Annotated in this window: 25 protein-coding genes and 1 riboswitch; of the genes, 9 read left to right on the top strand and 16 right to left on the bottom strand. The window is 41.1% G+C overall.

Features of this window, described 5'->3' with window-relative positions:
* The first annotated feature begins 7 nt into the window (after positions 1 to 7).
* Positions 8 to 1,210, top strand: a complete 1,203-nt coding sequence (locus L5B71_RS04340; protein WP_265757164.1) for an aspartate aminotransferase family protein — start codon at positions 8 to 10, stop codon at positions 1,208 to 1,210.
* A gap of 49 nt (positions 1,211 to 1,259) precedes the next feature.
* Here the strand turns inward: L5B71_RS04340 and manA are convergent, their stop codons facing one another.
* The 5 genes from manA to manX form a co-directional block, all read right to left on the bottom strand.
* On the bottom strand, positions 1,260 to 2,459 hold the full coding sequence (gene manA, locus L5B71_RS04335; protein ID WP_265757163.1) for a mannose-6-phosphate isomerase, class I: 1,200 nt from the start codon (positions 2,457 to 2,459) through the stop codon (positions 1,260 to 1,262).
* 2 nt (positions 2,460 to 2,461) lie between these two features.
* Positions 2,462 to 3,004, bottom strand: coding sequence for a YobD family protein (locus L5B71_RS04330; protein WP_265757162.1), 543 nt, complete (start codon positions 3,002 to 3,004; stop codon positions 2,462 to 2,464).
* Positions 3,005 to 3,098: 94 nt separating this feature from the next.
* Positions 3,099 to 3,935, bottom strand: a complete 837-nt coding sequence (locus L5B71_RS04325) for a PTS mannose transporter subunit IID (protein WP_265757161.1) — start codon at positions 3,933 to 3,935, stop codon at positions 3,099 to 3,101.
* Positions 3,936 to 3,948: 13 nt separating this feature from the next.
* Positions 3,949 to 4,752 (bottom strand): PTS mannose/fructose/sorbose transporter subunit IIC, encoded by an 804-nt coding sequence (locus L5B71_RS04320; protein WP_265757160.1) that lies wholly within the window; start codon positions 4,750 to 4,752, stop codon positions 3,949 to 3,951.
* A 12-nt stretch (positions 4,753 to 4,764) separates the two neighbouring features.
* Positions 4,765 to 5,748, bottom strand: coding sequence for a PTS mannose transporter subunit IIAB (gene manX / locus L5B71_RS04315; protein WP_265757159.1), 984 nt, complete (start codon positions 5,746 to 5,748; stop codon positions 4,765 to 4,767).
* Positions 5,749 to 6,140: 392 nt separating this feature from the next.
* On the opposite strand from manX, the gene L5B71_RS04310 reads away from it, so the two are divergent.
* From L5B71_RS04310 to L5B71_RS04285, 6 genes are all read left to right on the top strand, one after another.
* Complete coding sequence (locus L5B71_RS04310) at positions 6,141 to 7,355, top strand: type II secretion system F family protein (RefSeq protein WP_265757158.1); 1,215 nt, start codon at positions 6,141 to 6,143, stop codon at positions 7,353 to 7,355.
* Positions 7,352 to 8,053 (top strand): prepilin peptidase, encoded by a 702-nt coding sequence (locus L5B71_RS04305; RefSeq protein ID WP_265757157.1) that lies wholly within the window; start codon positions 7,352 to 7,354, stop codon positions 8,051 to 8,053. The genes L5B71_RS04310 and L5B71_RS04305 overlap by 4 nt, the downstream gene beginning before the upstream one ends.
* 47 nt (positions 8,054 to 8,100) lie before the next feature.
* Positions 8,101 to 8,730 (top strand): dephospho-CoA kinase, encoded by a 630-nt coding sequence (gene coaE, locus L5B71_RS04300; protein WP_265757156.1) that lies wholly within the window; start codon positions 8,101 to 8,103, stop codon positions 8,728 to 8,730.
* Positions 8,723 to 8,926, top strand: a complete 204-nt coding sequence (gene yacG / locus L5B71_RS04295) for a DNA gyrase inhibitor YacG (RefSeq protein ID WP_265757155.1) — start codon at positions 8,723 to 8,725, stop codon at positions 8,924 to 8,926. Before coaE ends, yacG begins: the two co-directional genes overlap by 8 nt.
* A 39-nt stretch (positions 8,927 to 8,965) precedes the next feature.
* Positions 8,966 to 9,232 carry a GNAT family N-acetyltransferase gene (locus L5B71_RS04290; RefSeq protein WP_265757154.1) on the top strand — a complete coding sequence of 89 codons (267 nt, stop codon included), beginning with the start codon at positions 8,966 to 8,968 and terminating at the stop codon, positions 9,230 to 9,232.
* Positions 9,233 to 9,515: 283 nt separating this feature from the next.
* Positions 9,516 to 9,630, top strand: a riboswitch (glycine riboswitch).
* A 102-nt stretch (positions 9,631 to 9,732) separates the two neighbouring features.
* Positions 9,733 to 11,091, top strand: coding sequence for an alanine/glycine:cation symporter family protein (locus tag L5B71_RS04285; RefSeq protein WP_265757153.1), 1,359 nt, complete (start codon positions 9,733 to 9,735; stop codon positions 11,089 to 11,091).
* Between the two features lie 61 nt (positions 11,092 to 11,152).
* Here L5B71_RS04285 and L5B71_RS04280 read toward each other — a convergent pair whose 3' ends face one another.
* Both L5B71_RS04280 and L5B71_RS04275 read right to left on the bottom strand, forming a co-directional pair.
* Complete coding sequence (locus L5B71_RS04280; protein WP_265757152.1) at positions 11,153 to 11,617, bottom strand: glycine zipper 2TM domain-containing protein; 465 nt, start codon at positions 11,615 to 11,617, stop codon at positions 11,153 to 11,155.
* A 49-nt stretch (positions 11,618 to 11,666) separates the two neighbouring features.
* The gene (locus L5B71_RS04275; RefSeq protein WP_265757151.1) at positions 11,667 to 12,254 is read right to left on the bottom strand and encodes a VOC family protein; all 588 of its coding nucleotides are present in this window, start codon (positions 12,252 to 12,254) and stop codon (positions 11,667 to 11,669) included.
* Between the two features lie 87 nt (positions 12,255 to 12,341).
* Between L5B71_RS04275 and argS the strand changes: the two genes are divergently transcribed.
* On the top strand, positions 12,342 to 14,075 hold the full coding sequence (gene argS / locus L5B71_RS04270) for an arginine--tRNA ligase (RefSeq protein ID WP_265757150.1): 1,734 nt from the start codon (positions 12,342 to 12,344) through the stop codon (positions 14,073 to 14,075).
* Positions 14,076 to 14,116: 41 nt separating this feature from the next.
* Here argS and menH read toward each other — a convergent pair whose 3' ends face one another.
* Genes menH through L5B71_RS04255 form a run of 3 tightly spaced genes read right to left on the bottom strand, consistent with a single transcriptional unit; the run spans position 14,117 to position 17,893 of the window.
* Positions 14,117 to 14,860 carry a 2-succinyl-6-hydroxy-2,4-cyclohexadiene-1-carboxylate synthase gene (gene menH, locus L5B71_RS04265; RefSeq protein ID WP_265757149.1) on the bottom strand — a complete coding sequence of 248 codons (744 nt, stop codon included), beginning with the start codon at positions 14,858 to 14,860 and terminating at the stop codon, positions 14,117 to 14,119.
* Positions 14,861 to 14,875: 15 nt separating this feature from the next.
* Entirely contained in the window at positions 14,876 to 16,582 is a 1,707-nt protein-coding gene (gene menD / locus L5B71_RS04260; protein ID WP_265757148.1) for a 2-succinyl-5-enolpyruvyl-6-hydroxy-3-cyclohexene-1-carboxylic-acid synthase, read from the bottom strand.
* A 36-nt stretch (positions 16,583 to 16,618) separates the two neighbouring features.
* Positions 16,619 to 17,893 carry an isochorismate synthase gene (locus L5B71_RS04255; RefSeq protein WP_265757147.1) on the bottom strand — a complete coding sequence of 425 codons (1,275 nt, stop codon included), beginning with the start codon at positions 17,891 to 17,893 and terminating at the stop codon, positions 16,619 to 16,621.
* A 206-nt stretch (positions 17,894 to 18,099) separates the two neighbouring features.
* Here L5B71_RS04255 and L5B71_RS04250 point away from each other — a divergent pair, with 206 nt between their 5' ends.
* Positions 18,100 to 19,314 (top strand): pyridoxal phosphate-dependent aminotransferase, encoded by a 1,215-nt coding sequence (locus L5B71_RS04250; protein ID WP_265757146.1) that lies wholly within the window; start codon positions 18,100 to 18,102, stop codon positions 19,312 to 19,314.
* 64 nt (positions 19,315 to 19,378) lie between these two features.
* Here the strand turns inward: L5B71_RS04250 and ruvB are convergent, their stop codons facing one another.
* From ruvB to L5B71_RS04220, 6 genes are all read right to left on the bottom strand, one after another.
* Positions 19,379 to 20,389 carry a Holliday junction branch migration DNA helicase RuvB gene (gene ruvB / locus L5B71_RS04245; protein ID WP_265757145.1) on the bottom strand — a complete coding sequence of 337 codons (1,011 nt, stop codon included), beginning with the start codon at positions 20,387 to 20,389 and terminating at the stop codon, positions 19,379 to 19,381.
* Between the two features lie 14 nt (positions 20,390 to 20,403).
* A complete protein-coding gene (ruvA, locus tag L5B71_RS04240; protein ID WP_265757144.1) occupies positions 20,404 to 21,018 on the bottom strand; it encodes a Holliday junction branch migration protein RuvA in 615 nt (204 codons plus the stop codon).
* A gap of 86 nt (positions 21,019 to 21,104) precedes the next feature.
* Positions 21,105 to 21,665: a crossover junction endodeoxyribonuclease RuvC gene (gene ruvC / locus L5B71_RS04235; protein WP_265757143.1), complete on the bottom strand. Its 561-nt coding sequence runs from the start codon at positions 21,663 to 21,665 to the stop codon at positions 21,105 to 21,107.
* 76 nt (positions 21,666 to 21,741) lie between these two features.
* Positions 21,742 to 22,482 (bottom strand): YebC/PmpR family DNA-binding transcriptional regulator, encoded by a 741-nt coding sequence (locus tag L5B71_RS04230; RefSeq protein ID WP_265757142.1) that lies wholly within the window; start codon positions 22,480 to 22,482, stop codon positions 21,742 to 21,744.
* 312 nt (positions 22,483 to 22,794) lie between these two features.
* A complete protein-coding gene (nudB, locus tag L5B71_RS04225) occupies positions 22,795 to 23,259 on the bottom strand; it encodes a dihydroneopterin triphosphate diphosphatase (RefSeq protein WP_265757141.1) in 465 nt (154 codons plus the stop codon).
* A gap of 3 nt (positions 23,260 to 23,262) precedes the next feature.
* A complete protein-coding gene (locus L5B71_RS04220) occupies positions 23,263 to 23,793 on the bottom strand; it encodes an opioid growth factor receptor-related protein (RefSeq protein ID WP_265757140.1) in 531 nt (176 codons plus the stop codon).
* Between the last annotated feature and the right edge of the window lie 55 nt (positions 23,794 to 23,848).

Raw genomic sequence — 23,848 nt, 5'->3', positions numbered from 1 at the left:
ATCATAGATGAGCGTATACAATAGGCAAATTTTTGACCAAGTCATGATACAAAATTATGCGCCAGCGGAGTTTATTCCTGTGAAAGGGAGCGGCAGCCGAGTTTGGGATCAGCAAGGTAAAGAATATATTGATTTTACTAGTGGTATTGCAGTGAATGCACTAGGACATTGTCCAGATGAGATTGTGGCAGTGCTCAAACAGCAAGGTGAAACCCTATGGCATTCTAGCAACTGGTTCACTAGCGAACCAACATTGGAATTAGCCACAAAATTGGTGCAGAAAACTTTTGCCGATCGGGTGATGTTTGTAAATTCTGGGGCTGAGGCCAATGAGGCTGCGCTGAAATTGGCTCGTCGCTATGCGGTAGATCATTTTGGTGCGCAAAAAAGTAAAATTATCGCGTTTAAACAAAGCTTCCACGGACGTACGTTATTTACAGTAAGTGTAGGCGGACAGGCTAAATATTCTGATGGTTTTGGACCAAAGCCTGCAGATATTATCCATATTCCTTTTAATGATCTTGATGCAGTAAAAGCCGTGATTGATGACCATACCTGTGCAGTGATTGTTGAGCCTATTCAAGGGGAGGGAGGTGTAAAGCCAGCCTCTCCTGAGTTTTTACAGGGGCTACGTGAGTTGTGTAATGCCAATGATGCGTTATTAATTTTTGATGAAGTACAAACAGGGCTATCTCGCACTGGCTGCTTATATGCTTATATGAAATATAACGTTGTGCCAGATATTCTCACTTCGGCTAAAGCATTGGGAAATGGTTTCCCGATTGGTGCAATGTTGACGACGCATGATATTGCAAAAAGTTTCTCTGTTGGTGTACATGGTACAACATTTGGTGGTAATCCGCTTGCTTGTGCAGTGGCATCAAAGGTAGTGGATATTCTTTCTGATGAAACATTCTTAGCAAAAATCCACCGCACTTCTGAATTATTTAGGCAAAAATTGAATGCACTAAATCAAGCGCTGAATTTATTTAGCGAAATTCGAGGCGAGGGGTTACTGATTGGCGCAGAGCTAAATGCGAATTATCAAGGAAAAGCCAGCGAATTTGTGAAAAGTGCGGCTAAAAATGGGCTAATGATTTTGGTTGCAGGCCCCAATGTCTTGCGTTTTACTCCAGCCTTGAATATTAGTGAAGAAGAGTTACAAGAAGGCTTTTTACGCTTAGAAAAAAGCTTGAGAGAGATAGTTTAAGTAAAGGTAGGCTCTAAGATAAGAGCCTTGTTTTAAGTTATTTACGATATCAAGGCAATTTTGCAATCACGGCATAACCTTCTTCAATTCCTGTTACCGAATAGTCAGAACCTGCGCTGATAAAAGCGGATTGACCTTGTTTTAAAGAAAGTGCGGTGGAATTTTCGCTGATTTTTAGCTCGCCACGCATTACCAATAAAATCTCGGCACTTTGTGCGTGTAAGCGGTGTTGCTCAGCTTGTTGATAGGTCACTTGAGTGAGGGCGAAATCGTTTCCTGGTGTTTGATAAGTGAATACTGGTTCGTTTTTTGGTGCAACAGGGATAATTTGTGGCACGACTTCTCGGCAGTCTATCACTTTCAATAGTTCAGCAATATCAACGTGTTTTGGGGTTAAGCCGCCGCGGATAACGTTGTCGGAGCAGGCCATTAATTCAATATTTTGCCCGCGCAAATAGGCGTGCGGAATGCCTGCATCTTGGAAAATACCTTCGCCTTTTTTTACTTCCACAATGTTAAATAAGTAGAAACAAATCAGCCCCACATCAAGTTTTTCAGGGGAAATCTGCATTGCGTCTATTGTGTAAAGCACCCAATAATCAGGATTATCAGGGCTTAGCTGATTTTGTGCATAAGCGCTTTGATTGGCTTGAATAATTGGGTTGAGCCAAGCTGCAAGGGCTTGCTGGTCGGCTTGCATAATGTCGGCATAAAAATCTGCTAAGGATTGTTGTGCTAGTTTTTCTGCAAGCGGGGCGAGAGAAGGACGAGCTTGCAAGGTTTGCAGAATGGCTTGTTTGGTTTTGAATCCGTGCAATAACCAGAAATCAGACAAGGCAATCATCATTTCAGGTTTGTGATTGTTGTCTTTGTAGGTTCTTTTTGGATCATTTAAGGCAATGCCTAGGGCATTTTCTCTTGCAAAGCCAGCTTCAGCTTGTGCTTTCGTTGGGTGAAGCTGAATGGAAAGGGGCAGTTTCACATCTAAAATTTTCAGCAAATAAGGCAAGTTATCACCAAATTGAGCTCGGCTTGCTTCCCCAAGTGCGGTGGGATTTTTCGCTAAAAATGCGGTTAGGGGTTGCGATGTGCCATTTTCTTCAATGATTGATGGGGCAGAATTATGATCTCCTAGCCACCATTCGGCATAATATTGATTTTGCTTAGCTGGAATACCTAGAAATTCAGGTAAAAATTGGTGTCCGCCCCAGACATAATGCTGGAGCTGACCATTTAATGGGTAAAGCATTGTTATTTTCCTTTTTTATTGTTTTTTTCGCTTTGGTTTGTCGTGGATTTTTGTTTCGCTTGTTCTACAGCATTTTGATCTTGCGAAATACGACCGCTATCAGTGAGATATTGTAAGATTTTTTCCACATCTTTAGGATTTTCAGCCACTAAAGGCACGGCTTTGCCATTTTTTAACACTAATTGCAAAAAGCCATTTTCACCAATATTAATCGTATTGATATAAGCATATTGCAAATAAAGATTATTTAAGAAAAAGCCTTCTTTTTTCAAAATAAACACAGGGAAGCGGATAAAGAAATGATAAATCATTAAAATACCAAACATTACCAATAAAAACATTGTGTAAGGTTCGATACCTTGTGGTAGCGCTTGATAAATAGCAACGCCAACCAGTGCGAGCATAATAATGCCTTCAATTTTCGATTTACGGCGTAAACGCACTTTTAAGATGGTTTCACCAAAACGTTTTTCCATTAGGAATTGATCATAGAAAGCATATAAAAAATAAAGAATGATAAAAACTAATAAAGCAGTATTGATCATAACAACGTCCGTATTCTGATTAGACAAAAAATAAACTCTCCCTGAACTTTCGGGGAGAGTTTAATTTTAGCATTATTCTGTGTTTAAGTAACGCTTAAGCAAGAATGCCTGTTGCTGCACCGATGATACCGATGACGAAAATGCCCACGATAATCCATAATGCATTGACGCGGTTGCGCAGTAACCACATACACGCAAAGGTAAATAGCAATGGCAATAAGCCCGGCATTAAGCTATCAAGGATAGATTGCACGGTGGTCACTTCAACCGTACCGTCTTGTTTTTCAATGGTGGAAACCACAAGTGGTACATTAATGCTTGTCCATTTTTGTACTAACGCCCCCATTATGAATAGACCGAGAATTGATGCCCCTTCAGTGAGTTTTTGTAATAAGCCCCCACTCATATCTTGCACCACATCAAGCCCTTTCTTATAGCCGTAAACTACGCCGTAATAACGGGTTGCTAAACGTACAAGATTGAACAAGACGAAGAATAATAATGGGCCAAGGATACTTCCGCTTAATGCTAAACCTGCACCAAGTGCCGCAAATACAGGACGAGCAGTTCCCCAGAAAATTGGATCACCCACACCTGCTAATGGCCCCATTAGCCCCACTTTGATCCCGTTGATTGCCGCATCATCAATTTCTTTCCCATTTGCGCGTTCTTCTTCCATTGCGATGGTTACACCAAGCACAGGTGCAGCTACGAAAGGCTGAGTGTTAAAGAATTCTAAATGGCGTTTGATTGCATCTTTACGTTCTTGAGAATTTGGATCTGGGTATAAACGCTTGATAACAGGCACCATTGAGTAAGCAAAGCCAAGGGCTTGCATACGCTCAAAGTTCCAAGAACCTTGGAAAAGGTTAGAACGCATTACTACTTTATTTAAATCACTTTGGGTTACTTTTTTCATTTCAGTTGTCATTTTTCTTACCCCATTAATCTAATCTGTTATCAAGATCATTGTTGCCATTTGAAACCACTTGCACCACTTGTTTACTTTGGTTGTATTTCGGGTGAAGTTGGATATAAAGTGCTGCCATAATTGCACCTAGCACACCTAAGGCAACAAGGTTGAAATTAGTAAAGGCGGCAATCACAAAGCCTGCGTAGAAAAATGGCATTAAGTGGCCTGCGCGCATCATATTAATCACCATTGCATAACCCACAACGGCGATAATTCCACCGGCAATTTTTAAGCCTGTTGTCACAACAGGTGGAATTGCATTTAACATTGCTTGCACTGCGTCTGTACCTGCGGTTAAAGCAACGATTAACGCTGGAATTGCGATACGCATAGCTTGTAAAATCAACGCACTGCAGTGAATCCAGTCTAAGCGGTTCAAGTTACCATCTTCAATAGCGCGGTCTGCGGCGTGTTGGAAGCCTACAGTAATCGCACGCACCACATAGGTTAAAACCTGACCTGCTGCGGCAAGTGGAATGGCTAATGCAATTGCAGTAGTGATTTCTTGGCCACCTACAATCACAAGAATGGTTGAAACCACAGAGGCTAATGCTGCATCAGGTGCAAGCGCCGCACCAATGTTCATCCAGCCAAGGGCAAGTAATTCTAATGAACCACCTACAATAATTCCCGTTTTAATATCGCCTAACACTAAGCCCACAAGGGTACAAGCGATAAGCGGACGGTGAGTTTGAAATTCATCAAGGATCGATCCCATACCTGAAATACAGGCGACGATAAATACAAGAATAATTTGTAGCGTTGAAATTTCCATAATATTCATCCTTTACATAAGATTGTTTTTCTTCAATAAATCCATCATATATTGACGGCTATCGTTTGATACTTTACGCACATCAAGCTCCACGCCCATTGCATCAATGGCTTTGAATGCATCAATGTCCTTGTCATCAACAGATACCGCACTGGTAATCATTTTCTTACCGTCTTTATAAGCCATACCACCAATGTTGATGGATTTCATATCAACGCCAGCTTCTAGCAGCTTTAACACGTCTGTTGGATTGGTGAATAACAACATCATACGCTCGCCTGCATATTCAGGGTTATTATAAACGCGGATCATTTTATCTACGCCCACAACGTGCGCTGTTACCCCTGGTGGTGCAACGCTTTTAAGCATTGTTGAACGTACGCTATCTTTCGCCACATCGTCATTAACCACAACAATGCGAGAAACTTTGCTTTCTTTTGTCCAGCGTGTTGCTACTTGACCGTGAATTAAGCGGTCATCAATACGTGCAAGCCCAATAACAAGATGACCTTCTTTGTTTGGTGTAACCACCTCTGGTTCGCTTGGTGCTGGTGCAGCTTGAGCAACAGCTTGTGGCGCTTGCTCAGGTGCTTCTTCCACATATCTTAATGCACGCACACCAGTACGACCTGTTTCTAAGGCAATCGCCACCAGTTCTTGCAAACTTGGGCCATCATCACGCGCCATAAAGGTCTCTACCAACATTGGTACATTTACCCCAGTCACAATATCCATATTGTCTTTGCCTTCAGATACACGGTTCGCCGCATTAAATGGACTGCCGCCCCAAGTATCCACAAGGAACAAGACTTCATCACAATGTGCAAGGGGGGTGCTGAGTTTTTCCTGATATTTCGCCATAATCGTTTCAGCATTTTCACCTGGAACAAAATCGATCGTGGCAACGTTTTCTTGTTCACCAATTAACATTTCCGTGGTTTTGAGCAGTTGTTCTGCCGCCACCCCATGTGTCGCGATAATGATCGCAATAGCCATAAGTACTCCTTAATAAAGTGGTTATGGTTGAAGTTTAAAATTCAGGCGCGGATTGTATAGGAAAACGTGTTAGTTTAATGTGATGAAGATCACATTTTTTAGACGATAGATGATAATTACGTCAATTAGGGCATTATTTGTATAAATTTTATCTGATAATCGCTCAAAAATAGATAATTATTTTTTGATATATTAAACGTTTCATTTATTTTTTATGTCTATTCTATAATACTATTGCCTGCTAATAGCTTAGCGTATTTATAATAAGTAAAAATAATTTTTGCGATCGCAATCGAAAAAATAAAGAGCGATGTTTTTTTCGTTATTTTTTGGGGAGTAAGCTAGGTTCTATCTATTTTTTGCCCATAGATAGAAAAATGAATAATAAAAAAATGAAACTTTTTAATTGGCAAGCGAGTAATTTTTTGCAACAAAAGCAACAAGGAATGATCGTGGCAGAGAATATCGAAATGGCACGACAAGCCTTGTTCCAACGGAAGTTGCAAAATATCAAGCTACAACGCAACTGGCAATTTACACGCAAGCCGAAAGCAAATGAATGGAATGAACTGATCAATCAGCTTGCATTGCTGTTGAAATCTGCTGTGCCAATTAAGCAAAGTTTGCAGCTCTTATTACAAAATTGCACTGTGATTTCCTTAAATCTCTGGCTTGCGTGGCTAATTCAAGATTTAGAAAGTGGTTTGAGCTTTTCGCAGGCAATTGAAAAGCAAGGAAAATATTTTTCACCGCAGGAACAGCAGCTGATTCAAGTAGGTGAAATGACGGGCAAGCTCGCACAAGTGTGCGAGCAAATTGCACAATATCGTCAGCAATCTTTAATTCTACAACGCAAACTTCAAAAAATCTTACTGTATCCAATGTTGGTATTAGGTATTTCTGTGCTTTTAACCTTGCTATTACTGATTTTTATTGTGCCACAATTTGCTGAAATGTACGGTAATAATAATGCCAATTTACCTACATTCACTGCATTGTTATTACATCTCTCCGAAGGGTTACAGCAGCATTTTTGGCAGCTTGCTTTCTTATTTATATTGGTTTTGCTATTTATTCGATTTCGTTTACAGCGTTCGCCAAAGCTAATAAGAATGAAAAATCAATGTATCAATAAAATGCCAATTTTAGGCAAGATTACCCAGTTAGCTCGCCTAATTCGCTTTAGCCAAGCCCTTGCGCTAATGCTGCGCTCAGGCGTGCCATTAAATATGGCGTTGCAATCTTTTTTACCGAAACAGCAAAGCTGGCTGGTGGAAAAAAGCTATGTGGCTGATTCCGTGCTAAATCAAGCGGTGGAAACAGCGTTATATTGGCTCAATCAAGGCTATAAATTTTCTGATAGCGTAGCCAGTGATTTCTTTCCAATGACGGCACAACAAATGCTAAAAATTGGTGAAGAAAGTGGCCAGGTAGCGCAAATGCTACAATATATTGCTGATAAATATCAGCAGGATCTCAATCACCAAGTGGATCTACTTTCTCAACTACTTGAACCTTTGCTAATGGTGATTATTGGTGGCTTAATCGGTGCAGTGTTGCTAGGAATGTATTTACCTATTTTCAATATGGGATCGATGATCCAATGATAACGCTTGCGACATTTTTACTCGGTGGATTAGTTGGGCTGCTGATTTTTCTGTATATTGCCACTTTTGCTCAACGGCTAACGCAGAGTGTATGGCAAGATTATTGCGAACTTTTTCAACCACAGCAAAGAGGAAAGTTAATGCCACATTTTTGTTGGCAGAATAAAAAGTGTGGCAGTTTTTTATGTTACGTTTTTGCTTTTGCTGGATTGTTTGTCTTGTGTGGCAAGCTTAATACTGATCCTTATGTCGCATTCTGGTGGGCGATTTGGCTGAGCTTCGTGATTTTAATCAGCATTATTGATTGGCTTTACCGATTAATTTCGCCATTATTATGTATTTGGCTTTTCTTATGGACATTGCTTGGCGTGTATTGGCAAATAGTGCCTTTATCTTTGGCGCAAGGTTTAGCAAGTGCGGTGATAATTTTGTTGATTTTTTATAGTATTTGCTACATAAGCCAAATGATTTATCACAAAACTATGTTAGGCGAAGGGGATTGCTGGCTAGCGTTTGCACTTGGAGCAGGCATTTTCTGGCAAAAATTACCGCACTTTGTTTTTCTTGCTTGTTGTTATGCCATTATTTTTTGTGGCATACAAAAATTGTGCAGGCGTGATGCACAACAAATTGTGCAACAGATTCCCTTTGCACCGTTTTTAAGCCTTTCTGCCTTGAGCCTATTATTGCTTCGCTAAAAAAGAGAGCGTATGATTTCTAGCAAAATAAATAAAGGTAGGAAAAAATGAGCTATATCGTTGGCGTAACAGGCGGCATTGGCAGTGGAAAAAGCACCATTGTGGATTTGTTTGCCGAGCTAGGGGCGGAAATTATTGATGCAGATATTGTGGCAAGAGAAGTGGTGGCGAAAGGAACCCCGTTGCTGGCGGAAATTGCAGCGCATTTTGGCGAAACTATTTTGCTAGATTCAGGCGAGTTAAATCGCCAAGCCTTACGTCAAATTGTGTTTGAACATCCGCAAGAAAAGGCGTGGTTAAATAACTTACTTCACCCAGCCATTCGGCGTGAAATGTTACATCAGCTTGCGCAAAGCCAAGCACCTTATGTATTGTGGGTGGTGCCATTATTGATCGAAAATGATCTCACGCCATTTTGTGATCGTGTGTTAGTGGTTGATGTGCTGCCAGAAACTCAACTATTGCGCGCAGCGAAGCGGGATCAAAACAAAATTGCCTTGATTAAAAATATTATGGCATCGCAAGTTAGCCGAGAAAAACGCTTATCTGTCGCCGATGATGTGGTGGATAACGAACCAGAATTAAGCCAAAATCTGCCTTATTTGCAGCAAAAAGTGTTAGAATTGCACCACCAATATTTACAACTTGCAAAGGAAAAAGCGAAAACTAATGAGTGAAGAAATTTTTGAAGTGCCTTGTCCTGTGTGCCAAAAAGCCGTGCCTTGGACGGCTGCAAGCCAGTATCGACCTTTTTGTAGTAAGCGTTGCCAATTAATTGATTTAGGCGAATGGGCAAACGAAGAAAAAGCCATTCCTTGTGAAACCGCAGATTTTGCTACTAATGAAAATTTTGGCGAAGATTGGCGTGGCTAGTTAAAAGAACATTATTTAAGAAAGCAAATAAAGGAAAAAATGAACATTCAACATCAACAAAATCCACAAGATGGCGAGTTTTTTGTCCTTGATGAACAAGGTCAAAAAGTGGCAAAACTCACCTATTATTTTATTGATGCGCATAGCATTAATGCCAATCACACTTATGTTTCAGAGAGTTTACGCGGACAAGGTGTGGCAGATAAACTTTATCAAGCCTTAGTGCAATTTGTGCGAGAACATCAATTAAATTTAGTGCCAAGTTGTAGCTATATTGCTAAAAAATGGCAGCGTGAATCCCATTAATCTCTTCAAATCTTTGGTCGAAAAACATAAATTTTGTCTAGCAGCGGTGTGCGATTAAAACGCCGTTGCGGCAATTGTCTGTCTATCTATTTTCTTGTCCATTTTCTTATAGATCCCCCCAATTCTTGCAAAAGGATTGAGAAATTAAAATTATCTTGCTAAAATCCACCGCACTTTTTTACAAAAGTATGTTCGGATGAAGGTAGCTGGAGAGTAGGGAATTAACCCTGCACCGACGAGGTAAAATCTTTCAGGTGCTATTAAGTTAGCGAGGACTGTTACTGGACGAACCCTTGGAGAGATCCATTGCATTTGCAAAATGGACGCCGAAGGCGCAAAAGAGCGGTGAAATTTTCATCGTTTTTCAAACGCTCAGGCAAAAGGACAGGGGCAAGAGATTATTTCAGGTGATATAACGCGAGGCTTCGCGTTGTCTTTTTTCTATTCGCCAAACTCTTTTCGCCTCCTTGTAAACCGAGATTTTTTACGAGGAACATTCAATGACAATCACTGAATTATTATCATCAGTTAATTCATTTATTTGGGGCCCGCCACTCTTAATTTTATTATCTGGCGTGGGGCTTTATTTCACCTTTCGTTTAGGTTTTATTCAAATTTTCCAATTGCCAAGAGCCTTAAGCTATTTATTTAGAAAAGAAAAAGGCGCGCACAATGGCAAGGGCGATGTGTCTGCTTTCGCTGCATTAAGCACCGCTTTGGCGGCAACCATTGGAACGGGAAATATTGTTGGTGTTGCAACCGCCATACAGGCTGGTGGACCAGGGGCAATTTTCTGGATGTGGTTAGTGGCATTATTGGGTATGGCAACGAAGTATGCAGAATGTTTGCTGGCAGTGAAATATCGCATTATTGATAAACGCGGATTTATTGCTGGTGGCCCGATGTACTACATTGAACGTGGATTAGGCATAAAATGGCTGGCAAAAATGTTTGCCATTTGTGGTATTTTAGTGGCATTTTTTGGCATTGGAACGTTTCCACAAGTGCAGGCTATCACTCACGCAATGCAGGATAGCTTCCATATTCCCGTACAAATAATGGCGCCAATTATCACTTTATTAGTTGCAGCGATTATTTTAGGCGGCATTAAACGTATTTCTTCTGTTGCCGCGATTGTTGTCCCTTTTATGGCAATGCTTTATGTGGCAACCTCTATTGTCATCATTGTATTGAATTGGCAACAAGTGCCGGTAGCTGTGGGCCTAATTATTGAGAGTGCATTTAATCCGCAATCAGCACTTGGCGGTGCATTAGGTTATACCGTAATGAAAGCCATTCAATCGGGCGTGGCGCGTGGTATTTTCTCCAATGAATCAGGCTTAGGTAGCGCACCCATTGCTGCCGCAGCTGCACAAACCAAAGAGCCTGCACGTCAAGGCCTGATTTCAATGACAGGAACGTTTTTAGATACGCTTATCGTTTGTACCATGACAGGCATTGTGATTGTGCTAACAGGTGCGTGGCAAGCACCAGAAGCAGGGGCGGCGGTAACTAATCTGGCGTTTTCTAAAGGGCTCGGTACAGCCGCAGGCGGTACGATTGTAACTCTTGGATTATTATTTTTCGCATTCACCACGATTTTAGGCTGGTGTTATTATGGCGAGCGTTGTTTTGTCTATTTAGCAGGAGTAAAAGGAGTAAAACTTTATCGTTTTATTTTTATTCTATTAGTGGGGTGTGGCGCGTTTATTCAGCTTGAAACGATTTGGATTTTGGCAGATATCGTTAATGGATTGATGGCGTTTCCAAATCTAGTTGCATTGATTGGATTGCGTAACGTGGTGATTGAAGAAACTAAAATCTATTTTACTCAGCTTGCTGGGACTAAATCAAACTAAATACAAAGGGCTGAATCTTATATTCAGCCCTTTCATACCTAAAAGTTCATAGCTTAAATGATTAGATCACAGAAACATTTAAGCTGTTTGCACTACCTACAAGTTGTACTTTAGCACCTGGAACAAATTTTGCGTTATATTTTTGTACAACAACGATTTGTTTTCCATTATTTTGCTTGATAACAAGTTCTTGTGCATCAACTTGGCTTGCTTTTTCTTCCACTTTATTACCAATTACCGCACCAGCAATTGCGCCAACGGCTGTCGCAATGGCTTGCCCTGTACCACCACCGATACCAGAACCAGCAATACCGCCAAGTACACCACCACCAACAGTACCAATCACGCCTTCATTTTTTGCTTGAATTTTAACAGCTCTCACTGAAACAATAGTACCATAGCTAATTGCTCGAGCTTCTTTAGCTTGACCACCAGAATAGACATCACCGCTATAAATATCTTGGTTTGCACAACCAGCTAAACCTAGGCTCATTAAAATCGCTAATGCTAAACTCATTTTTTTCATAATAAATACCTTTAACTTACGTTGTCTAATTTATTGATTTCCCTATCTATTATTCCGTAATAATAGATTTTATGTGATAGGGATGTACCTTAATGCAAGTTTTATTTTCTTGATTGTCCATAAAACTTACCGCGATAGAAGGATTAGGTAATGTTTCACCTTCTACCTTCGGCGTACTCACTTTGACTTTTAAAATGTCCGATTGGTTCCATAAAAAAAGTAAATTAATGCGCGCAATCCATTGTTCCACATTTTCACCTGGTAAAAAAGGAATAACTGCTTCAATATGCTCCCAGCCTTCTTGGGGATATTGTTTGTTTTTAGGGAAAGGTAATTCCACTATTTCAACTTCTTGATTCGCTATAATTAAGGGGGTATCTAATTGAATTAAATAAATTTTTCGCCCATTGACTAAATTATCGCTTAAAATTTTACCGCACTTTAATAGTTCGGTCAGCCAACGTTGCGCTGATTGCTCGCTGTTCACACGCACCGCAAGATGATCAATCACATAATTTTGCAATGGCAATGCCATTTTTTCTGCCAGTTGTAAAATATGCTGCTCAAATTTGGCAAATTCATTGTTTGAAAAGAAAGTCTTTTCAAAAAATGAAAAATTTTTTACCGCGCTTGTCATTTTTTCTTGCTTTATCTTTGTCTTAATCCAGAAAGAAGGTATCATAACCGATTATTTTATTTTCACAATTAAAATTAAGGGTAAACCGTGAATATTCAATCCATTTTATCTGACAAAATTAAGCACGCAATGATCCAAGCTGGCGCAGATGAACAATGCGAAGCCCTTGTGCGCCAATCCAACAAACCGCAATTTGGCGATTATCAAGCTAACGGCATTATGGCAGCAGCGAAGAAATTGGGCTTAAATCCCCGTGAATTCGCACAAAAAGTGCTAGATCATCTTGCGCTTTCCCCTATTACAGACAAAATTGAAATTGCAGGCCCTGGCTTTATTAATATTTTCCTTTCATCAAGTTGGCTTGCTGATAATGTACAAACGGCATTGAAAGACGATCATCTTGGCATTCACACAGAGAAAAAAGAAACCATTGTGGCGGATTATTCTTCACCAAATGTGGCAAAAGAAATGCACGTTGGGCATTTGCGTTCAACCATTATTGGTGATGCCGTGGTGCGTACCCTTGAATTTTTGGGGCATAAGGTGATCCGTGCAAATCACGTTGGCGATTGGGGAACGCAATTCGGTATGCTTATCGCCTATTTAGAAAAAATGGAAAATGAGCACGCCAGTGAAATGGAATTAAGTGATTTAGAAGCTTTTTACCGTGCAGCAAAAGAACATTACGATAACGATCAAGTCTTTGCGGAAAAAGCCCGTGGTTATGTGGTGAAATTGCAAAGTGGCGATGAATACTGCCGCGCAATGTGGAAAAAATTGGTTGATATTACCATGCAACAAAATCAACGCAATTACGATCGCCTAAACGTTACCCTAACAGAAAAAGATGTAATGGGCGAAAGCCTCTATAACCCAATGCTTCCTGCCATTGTGGAGGATTTGAAAGCGCAAGGATTAGCCGTGGAAGATGACGGAGCATTGGTGGTTTATCTTGAGGAATTTAAAAATAAAGATGGTGATCCAATGGGCGTGATCGTGCAGAAAAAAGATGGTGGATTTTTATACACAACGACAGACATCGCCGCAGCCAAATATCGTTATGAAACCTTAAACGCAGATCGCGCATTGGTTTTCTCTGATACCCGCCAGAGCCAGCATATGCAACAAGCCTGGCTGATTACCCGCAAAGCAGGCTATGTGCCAGAAAGCTTCCAATTAGAGCATAAAAACTTTGGAATGATGCTTGGTAAAGATGGTAAACCGTTTAAAACGCGCAGCGGTGGCACAGTAAAATTGGCTGATCTCCTTGATGAAGCCATCGAGCGTGCGGATAAATTAATTAGCGAAAAAAGCACCGCACTTTCTGCAGAAGAAAAAGCGGCTGTGGTTGAAGCAGTGGGGATTGGCTCGGTCAAATATGCGGATTTATCCAAAAATCGCACCACTGACTATGTGTTTGATTGGGATAATATGCTCAGTTTTGAAGGCAATACTGCACCGTATATGCAATATGCTTACACGCGTATCCGTTCCATTTTCAACAAAGCTAGCATTAGCCTAGCACAGCTTGCAGACGCAGCAATCAAAGTGGTCGATGAAAAAGAGCGTGCGTTAGCCATTAAATTGCTCCAGTTTGAAGAAGCAATTCAACAAGTGGCAAAAGAAGGTTCACCACATATTCTTTGTGCCTATCTGTATGAATTAGCAGGCGTGTTCTCAAGTTTTTACGAACATTGTCCAATTCTTAGCAATGGAGATGAAAGTGTTAAACTCAGTCGATTGAAATTGGCATTGCTTACAGAGAAAACTTTAAAACAAGGATTGGATCTGTTGGGAATTAAAACTGTTGACAAAATGTAGTGATTGCCTATACCCAGAAAGCTGTCTAATTAGACAGCTTTTTATTTGGGTAAAATTTGCATCAATGCTTGGATAAACCCTTGTACATTTTCTTGGTGTGCATTATGTCCTGCGTTGGGAATTAAATATACGTTGAGTTGGGTTTCCACAGCAATTTGGCGGAATTTATGATCGTTTTCACCGCACAGATAAAAAATAGGCAAGCAATTTGACCGCACTTGTGGGCGAAAATCAGGTTGTTTGGCAAGGGAAGTGGCTTTGAGCATTTGGGCGATATTTTCACCGCAATTAGCTTGGCGAAGTTGAATCAAGGATTGGCGTTGTTTTGCGGTTAAGTGAGTAAAAACGCCTTGTTGATACCAGTCATCTAGCACTTGATGAGCAGGCTCAGTCGCAAAACGTTCTGCCCAATCACAATCATTTTGCCAGCGTCGTTGGCGTTCTTGCTCGCAGGTTAGCCCTAAATTCGCCCCTTCTAAAATCAGCCCTTGCAAATTCCCTTTCTCTACTTGTGCTTGTAAGGCATAGTAAAGGGCAAGCCGTCCGCCTAGGGAATAACCAATCAAAAAATAAGGCTGATTTTGCACTGCACTTTGGATTTGCGCACTTAAGATTTCGGCACTTTGAGTAAAATCCTTGGCAGCAAGTTGTTTATTTTCACCGTGAAAAGGAAGATCAAGGGCAACGCAAGGAAAGTGCGGGAGTTTTTCGATGATTTTTTGCCAATCGGCTTTTGTGCCAAGTAACCCGTGCAGAAAAACCAAATACGGACGTTGCGTTGCCATTTTGTGATTTAGAAGTTATGCGCCAATAACCGCGTGGCTAATTTGTTCAATCAGGCGTTTATAAATATTGCTGCCATCACTGTTGTTTACCTTAATTTCAATTAAGGTGGCTTCACGGCGGAAATAAGCCTGTTTTAGCACCGAACTTAAATCTGCCCAAGTGTAAGGGCGTGCATATTTGAGATCAAACATTGATGCTGCGTGAGAAAACTCCAAATTATGTGGCATACGATAGAATTTATTTTTCATTTCTGCATCCACAGGCAGCATATCGAAAATTGCCCCACCGTTATTGTTGATAACAAAAATAATGGTTGGCTGGTTCACCTTTTTAAGCAATGCTAAGGAATTGAGATCGTATAGGGCAGAAGTATCTCCTAACATTGCAACTACAGGTTGATTTGAGCCTAAACTTAAACCCGCCGCGGTGGCGAGTAAGCCGTCAATGCCACTTGCACCGCGGTTGGTATAAACAGGGTAGCCTTCAGGCAGTTTAGTGAGGGCATCAACCAAGCGTACAAATAGGCTGTTGCCTAAAAAGAGCAGACCATTGTTCGGCAATAAACGCTCTAAATGATGGGCTAAAGAGGCTTCATTCAAATTGCCCCCAACTTGCTGTTCCACAAAGCTTGCGCAGAATTTGGCAAGAGCGATTGGCTCAAGTAGCCAAGGTTTTTGGCGTAGCGGTGGGTGAGCACGTAACCAATGGTGAATTTTGCCATTAAAACGGGTGTGGGCGTGATGGTTTGGATCAACCGAATTATTTGATGGCTCAACAATCCAATATTCCCCTTTAAACGCCGCCATAAATTGATTAATGCGTTTGCTGATAAAATGTGAACCAAATTGCAACACAATATCCGCTTCAAGCAATTTTTGCGTAACGGTTTGGTTTGCTAGCCAAATATCAGCATAAGGCAGGGTTGGCTCAACGCCCGATTGAATATCGGTGAGCATAATCCAACCTTGGGTTTCAGCCCAAGTACGAATACCCATAGATTGCTCTGGTGGCAATTTACCGACCAAGATAATCCCACGTTTCGTGCGCCAGTGATCCCAATGCTCGTGCATTACCACTTCTCGTTGTGGTGCTTGATGATTATGCCACGGCTTGTTTTGGCTTAGCCAACGTTGAATTGGCGCAAGCCAAGAATGTTGATCAATCTGATCTGCATTGGCTTCATACAATGGCTCCGCAAATGGCACATTGATATGTACCACACCAGCGTGCTGGCTTTGGCGATAACAAGCTTGTTCCACAATCGAAATTAACCAATTTGGCGTGTAATCTTGGCTAGGGCGCGGTAAGTCCACCGTTGCCACAGGATAATCAGCAAAAATATTGTGCTGTAAAATCGCTTGATTTGCACCGCACTCTAATAATTCAGGCGGGCGATCGGCGCTTAATACAATGAGATTAACCCCACTTTGGCGTGCTTCAATCACCGCAGGATAAAGATTTGCCACCGCTGTGCCAGAAGTAACAATAATCGCCACGGGATTTTTATGTGCTTTGGCCAAACCAAGGGCGAGAAAGCCTAAACCACGCTCATCAAAGTGAGTATGGCATTTAACTTTGCCACCTTGTTCAAGGCGTGCAGCTTCTAACGTGAGTGGAGTAGAACGAGAACCGGGGGCAATGCAAAAATGGCTTACACCTTGGCGTACAAGGGTTTCCAAGATCACTTTTGACCAACAACGATTAAATACACTCACTGACATAGGGTTCTCCGTTTATTTTGTCTGTTCTTTTTCTGTTTATTCTTGTAATAAAGAAATTAATCCTAAGGCTTTACGCTCAATTTCTTGCCATTCTAACAAGGGAATAGAGCCTTCAACAATCCCTGCACCAGCAAAAACGCGAATTTGTTCTTGCTCAATGAATGCTGAGCGAATGGCAACGCAAAATTCAGCCCATTCTTTTTGCATTACGCCTAATGTGCCTGCATACCAACGGCGATCAAAGGTTTCCGTTTGGCGTAAAAAAGCAAGCGCTTCGTTGCGTCCCAAACCTGCCACGGCAGCAGTAGGATGAATGGCAGTTAAGAAAAAGTTATCGCCATATTCTGGGCAAATTTGCGCTGAAATTTGACGCCTTAAATGTTGCACTTGACGCAAGGTTTTTAAGCCCAAAGGGGAAACCGTAATGTGTTGGCTATAAGGTGCAAGATGTTGTTGAATATCATCAACAACTAATTGATTTTCATAAATGTTTTTTTCATCTTGCAATAACCATTGTGCTTGTTGTGCGGTTTCTTGTGCATTTTCACCTACTAATGCCGTGCCAGCCAAGGCTTCAGTTTGTAGCTGTGAACCTTGTCGTTGATACAGGCGTTCAGGGCTGGAGCCAATAAAAATACACTCTTCCGTTTCGGCAAAAAGAAAATGATAGCAACCGAAATTATAGCGTTCACTTTCACCCAAAAAATCATAGGCGTTGAGTTTGCCTTCTGATTGGAAAAGGGTTTCATTGGCCAACACGATCTTATTCAGCACACCTTGTTTAATGTGCTGTAAGCCTTTTTCTACCCATTCGCACCATTCGATTTGTTCTGCCCGTTTTTTTTCAAAATGAATGGATTGTTGAATTGGGCAAAGTGCGGTGCTTTTTTCAAAGGTTTTTAATGCGTTTAAACAGGCTTGGTATTCTTGTTCAGCATCTTTTGTTTGATCGATAAATAACTGAATGTTTAACTTATTTTCTTGCTGTTGCAAATATAGACGTGGTAAGAAAAATTGGCTTTCGCCATAAAATTGCACGCCACCCACCAAAGGATAGTCGCTTTGTTGCATAAAGGCTTGCACCAGATTTAATTGCGAAAAGCCGCGCACTTGCCCGATAGCCGCCACAACTTGCGTGCTATCGCGGAAATTCAGGTAAAACTGTGGGTAGGTTTTTTGCGCTTTTAACCAGCTTAATAAATTGAGATCAGCTTCAATTTCTGCCTGCACACAAGCGATCCCTTGTCGTTCTGGCAGAGCAGGGGAAATCTGATCGATTAGTTGTTGTTTAATTGATTGCAAATTATCCATTTAAAAAGCGTTGTTTTTGGCAAAAAAATCAGTTAAAAATAAGGGCTAATTCTACCGCACTTTGCCAGAATTTTTTATAAAATCTTTTCATCTTTGCAAAATAAGCGTAAAGTGCGGTGAGAAATACGCCGATTTTTATCGGCAATTTTTTACCCCAATGATAACAGCACGCAACATTATTTTTGGTAACCAAAAGGATAATAACAATGACAAAATTTCCTAAATCAAGCAAGTTAGAACACGTTTGTTACGATATTCGTGGGCCAGTGCATAAAGAAGCACTGCGTTTGGAAGAAGATGGACATAAAATCTTAAAATTAAATATTGGCAACCCTGCGCCTTTTGGTTTTGAAGCGCCAGATGAAATTTTGGTGGATATTTTGCGTAATCTTCCCGCAGCACAAGGTTATTGTGATTCCAAAGGGTTGTATTCTGCACGTAAAGCCATTGTGCAATATTACCAATCAAAAGGTATTTACGGTGCGAATGTGAATGATGTGTATATCGGCAATGGGGTGTCTGAGCTGATAATGATGTCAATGCAAGCCTTGTTAGACAATGATGATGAAGTGTTGATTCCAATGCCAGATTATCCATTGTGGACGGCAGCCGCCACCCTTGCTGGTGGAAAAGCGGTGCATTATTTATGTGATGAACAGGCAGATTGGTTTCCTGATTTAGAGGATATTAAAAGCAAAATTACTTCGCGCACCAAAGCCATTGTGATTATCAACCCGAATAACCCAACGGGCGCAGTGTATAGCAAAGATTTATTGCAAGGCATTGTGGATATTGCTCGTGAGCATAATTTAATTATTTTTGCCGATGAAATTTACGACAAAATTTTGTATGACGATGCGGTTCATCATCATATCGCTGCCCTTGCACCGGATTTATTAACTATCACGTTTAATGGGTTGTCAAAATCTTATCGTGTCGCAGGTTTCCGTCAAGGCTGGATGATTTTAAATGGCCCGAAACATCAGGCAAAAGGCTATATTGAAGGCTTGGATATGCTGGCTTCAATGCGTTTATGCGCCAACCACCCAATGCAACACGCCATTCAAACCGCACTAGGCGGCTACCAAAGCATTAATGAATTTATTCTGCCGGGTGGACGTTTATTAGAACAACGCAACAAAGCCTATGAACTGATTAACCAAATCCCCGGAGTGAGTTGTGTTAAACCAATGGGCGCGCTTTATATGTTCCCAAAAATTGATGTGAAAAAATTCAATATTTACGATGATGAAAAAATGGTGCTGGATTTATTACGTCAAGAGAAAGTGTTATTAGTACACGGGCGCGGTTTTAACTGGCATTCGCCTGATCATTTTCGTATCGTTACCTTGCCTTATGTGAATCAAATTGAAGATGCCTTAACCCGATTAGGACGCTTTTTGGCACATTATCGCCAGTAGATGATATTACAAATATATAGAGAGAAATAGCAAAACAAAGGAAAAGGAGGGTTGCTATTTCTTATCACAAATCTGTAAGCTTATTGATACCAAAATGACGATAAGTTCGCAATGTGGCGATACGTCCTCTTGGGGTGCGTTGTAAAAAGCCTTGTTGGATTAAATAAGGCTCAAGTACATCTTCAATGGTTTCGCGTTCTTCACCAATGGCGGCGGCAAGGTTGTCTAAGCCCACAGGGCCGCCGTCAAAACGTTCAATAATGGCGCTTAATAATTTGCGATCCATAAAGTCGAAACCTGCGGGATCAACGTCTAGCATTGAAAGGGCGGATTTTGCAATTTGTGCGGAAATTTGCCCTGCATTTTTAACATCGGCATAATCTCGCACACGGCGTAATAAGCGGTTGGCAATACGCGGTGTACCACGGGAACGACAGGCAATTTCTTGTGCAGCATCTTGTTCAATGGCTAAATTTAAACATTGCGCACTGCGTGCCACAATAGACGTGAGATCTTCCACGGAATAAAATTCTAAGCGCTGCACAATGCCAAAGCGATCTCGCAAAGGGGAGGTGAGTGAGCCTGCTTTGGTGGTTGCGCCAATTAAGGTGAATGGGGGAAGATCCAGTTTAATTGAGCGCGCAGCAGGGCCTTCACCAATCATAATATCGAGCTGATAATCTTCCATTGCAGGATACAGTACTTCTTCAATGGCTGGTGAAAGGCGGTGAATTTCGTCAATAAATAGTACATCGTGCGGTTCAAGATTGGTCAGCATTGCTGCTAAATCGCCTGCTTTTTCAAGCACAGGCCCTGAAGTGGTGCGGATATTTACCCCCATTTCATTCGCTACAATATTGGCAAGGGTGGTTTTCCCTAACCCCGGTGGGCCGAAAATCAATAGGTGATCGAGCGCATCTTGGCGCAGTTTAGCGGCTTGGATAAAGATTTCCATTTGCTCACAGACCTGCGGTTGCCCCACATAGTCGGTGAGTAATTTAGGGCGAATGGCACGATCAATGACTTCTTCATCGAATTTTTCCGTTGCACTGACAATTCTATCTACTTCAATCATTATTCTGCCTTAATTTATAATGCCGCTTTTAGGGCTTCACGGATTAATTGTTCACTGTTAAGTGCAGGATCGGCAACTTTCTTCACCATTTTTTCTGCTTCACTTGCTTTGTAACCTAACGCAATTAATGCCGCGACTGCATCATCAATTTGAACATTTTCTTTATTTGGTGATTTTTCTGCCACAGGCAAATGCGTGCTTTCAATAAAGAAATCACCTTGTTGTAAATCTTTAAATTTCCCTTTTAATTCAACCAGTAAGCGTTCTGCTGTTTTTTTGCCCACGCCGGGGATTTTGACTAATTTAGATAATTCTTCACGTTCTATGGCATAAGCAAATTCATTGACCGACATTGCAGATAAAATGGCGAGTGCCAGTTTCGGGCCTACACCGTTGGTTTTGATTAGCTCACGAAATAAAGTGCGGTCTTGTTTGTGGGAAAATCCGAACAACAAATGCGCATCTTCTCGCACGATCAAATGGGTAAAAAGGGTAGTTTGTAGCCCTATTTCTGGCAAGTTATAAAAGCTGGTCATTGGCAATAAAAGCTCATAGCCGACGCCTTGCACATCAAGCAAAATTTCTGGTGGTTGCTTTTCGACTAATAATCCTGTTAAACGGCCTATCATAATTTCCCCTTAAAACGATTTGCCATAGGATAAAATAAAACTGGATAAATATCCAGTTTTAAACGATAAATTTTCACGCGTAACCCTTATAAACGGAAACGCCCACGGCTATATCTTGGACGCAAAAGTGCGGTGTTTTTTTCCGCTGTTTTTTGCACATTTTGATTAATTTGCGATAAATGGGCAAAAGAATGTGAATGGGTGATAGCAATGGCTAAGGCATCGGCGGCATCAGCTTGCGGTTTCGCAGAAAGATTAAGAATGCGTGTTACCATTTCTTGTACTTGCGTTTTATCGGCTGCCCCCGTGCCAACCACCGTTTGTTTGACCAAACGCGCGGCATATTCAAACACCGGTAAATCGTGGTTCACTGCAGCCACAATCGCCACGCCACGGGCTTGCCCAAGTTTTAATGCAGAATTGGCATTTTTAGCTAAAAATACTTCTTCAATGGCAAACATTGTTGGCTGAAATTGAGTGATAATTTCGCTCACACCCGCATAAATACGTTTTAAGCGTGTAGGCATATCTTCTGCCTGAGTGCGGATTACGCCGCTGCCTAAATATTCCAATTTAAGCCCTATTTGGCGAATCACCCCATAGCCAGTTAAACGAGAGCCGGGGTCGATACCTAAAATAATTGCCATCTTTTTTCCTAAATGAAAAAGGTGCTGAAGATCACGCACCTTTTAAATTATCGCAGATTAAATCAAATGTGAGAAATTAAAGCAATGCTGCCACTTCATCACTGATTTCGCCATTGTGATACACGTTTTGCACATCATCACAATCTTCTAGCATATCAATTAAGCGTAATAATTTGGGTGCAGTTTCGGCATCAAGATTTACCGTGGTTGATGGAATCATTGTAACTTCAGCTTCTTGAATTTTGAAGCCTGCAGCTTCAATTGCTTCACGCACTGCACTTAAATCTTCCCAGGCTGTGTAGATTTCAAAACTGCCGTCTTCTTGTGGTTGAATATCATCTGCGCCTGCTTCAATCGCCGCTTCTGTAAGTGCGTCTTCATCTGCTTCCGCAATTAAAATCAAGCCTTTTTTACTGAACAAATAGCCCACTGAGCCTTCGGTACCTAGGTTTCCGCCGCATTTAGTGAAACTTGGGCGAACTTGTGAAATGGTGCGGTTTGCGTTATCGCTTAAACATTCTACCATTACAGCTGTACCACCTGGTCCATAACCTTCATAAACTTTAGTTTCCATATTGGTATCATCACCACCGCCAACACCGCGATCAATCGCGCGGTTGATGGTATCACGGGTCATGTTATTAGAAAGGGCTTTATCTACCGCTGCACGTAAGCGAGGGTTAGCACTAATATCTCCACCACCTAATTTGGCTGCTGTAACCAATTCACGGATTAATTTCGTAAAGATTTTTCCACGTTGGGCATCTTGGGCGGCTTTACGGTGTTTAATATTTGCCCACTTACTATGTCCTGCCATTTTTTTTCCTTCTGTTTTTGCGATCTTTTGATCTAGTTAAAAATTGAATTACGTTTATTTTTTATAAATCGGGTTTCGCCGTTGGCGATTTCCTTTTTACTGCGGCTACGCCTTGCGCTACGTGCCGTTGCTAAAGCAACGTTTAACCCAAAGGTTGTCTTTGCCCGTACAAAGCAAAAGGAAGTAAAAAGAAAGCACGTCCGACTTCACAGCTTTTCTTCACTTGGTTGAAATTTTCTTTACGCAAAATTCAGAATTCGCTACGCTCAAACAAGCTGAATTTTGCTAAAAATTGCAAGTTGTTCAGACAGTTCAGACGGGATTAAGCTGAACGCTGATATTATTTATCAAATATTTCTCAATCGCTGCGGCGTTATTTGGCGATTTTGTCATTTGCACGGCCTGTTGTGAAGAAACCCATTTAAAGGCCAAATGCTCGCTTAATTGCGGTTCAAATTCCTGTTCCACAGCACATAAGAACCAATGTTCGCGTGCGTGGGTGGTATTTGGTGCGTATTTATAGCGGAAATGGGGAAAAATTTCAAATTCTACGCTTTCATTGCAATCAAAAAGTGCGGTGGAATTTGGCGAAATTTTTAACCGCACTTCTTCCCAAAGCTCTCGGATTGCCGTTTCTTTTGTAGTTTCGCCATTTTCTATTGAACCGGTTACCGACTGCCAAAAATCAGGATCGTCTTTGCGTTGCAACATCAGCACGCGATTTGTGTTTTTGGCGTAGATAATAACGAGAACGCTTTGGGGATTTTTGTATTGCATATACTACAAAATATCAGTAAGTAAAGGTTCAACAACTAGCACATTATGCCAATTTTCAAGGCTTTTTGGCGATATATTACCGTATTTAGCAGAAATTTCTAATAAGGCTTGCTGTAAAGCCTTCGCTAATTCAAGCTGATCGCATAGCACTAAACTGCGCATTGCTCTTGTCATTCTAAGCTGATTGTGATCATAGGGTTTTAACCAAGGATATTGTCTTTTGGTAAGAATCTCTTTCTCAACAATATGTAACCCGTCTCGTTTCATTCCCCAAAAATCTAGCATAACATCTAAAGATTTTTGCTGGTTCGCTTTTAATAAATCCGATTGAGAAAAATTTAACCGATCTTGTTCGGTTAATATTGGCGAAATATGATATTTCGAGCGCACCTCTAATGGAAAGATCCATTGAATAAAATTATGAGTATATTCTAATTTGCGATGATCAAATTCCCAAATATCGCGTAAAAAACGTCCATAGATATCAGGAATTTGATTGGATAGAAAGCGTAATAAAGGGCTCAAATTTTCCATAAAACTTTCCTAAGGATTAAAAAAGCGGCCAAAATCTGACCGCACTTTTTTAATT

The sequence above is a fragment of the Avibacterium sp. 21-586 genome (assembly GCF_026226775.1).
Taxonomy (GTDB): Bacteria; Pseudomonadota; Gammaproteobacteria; order Enterobacterales; family Pasteurellaceae; genus Avibacterium.
Note: the sequence above shows the minus strand (reverse complement) of the source record. Positions and strands in the feature narration are given on the sequence as shown.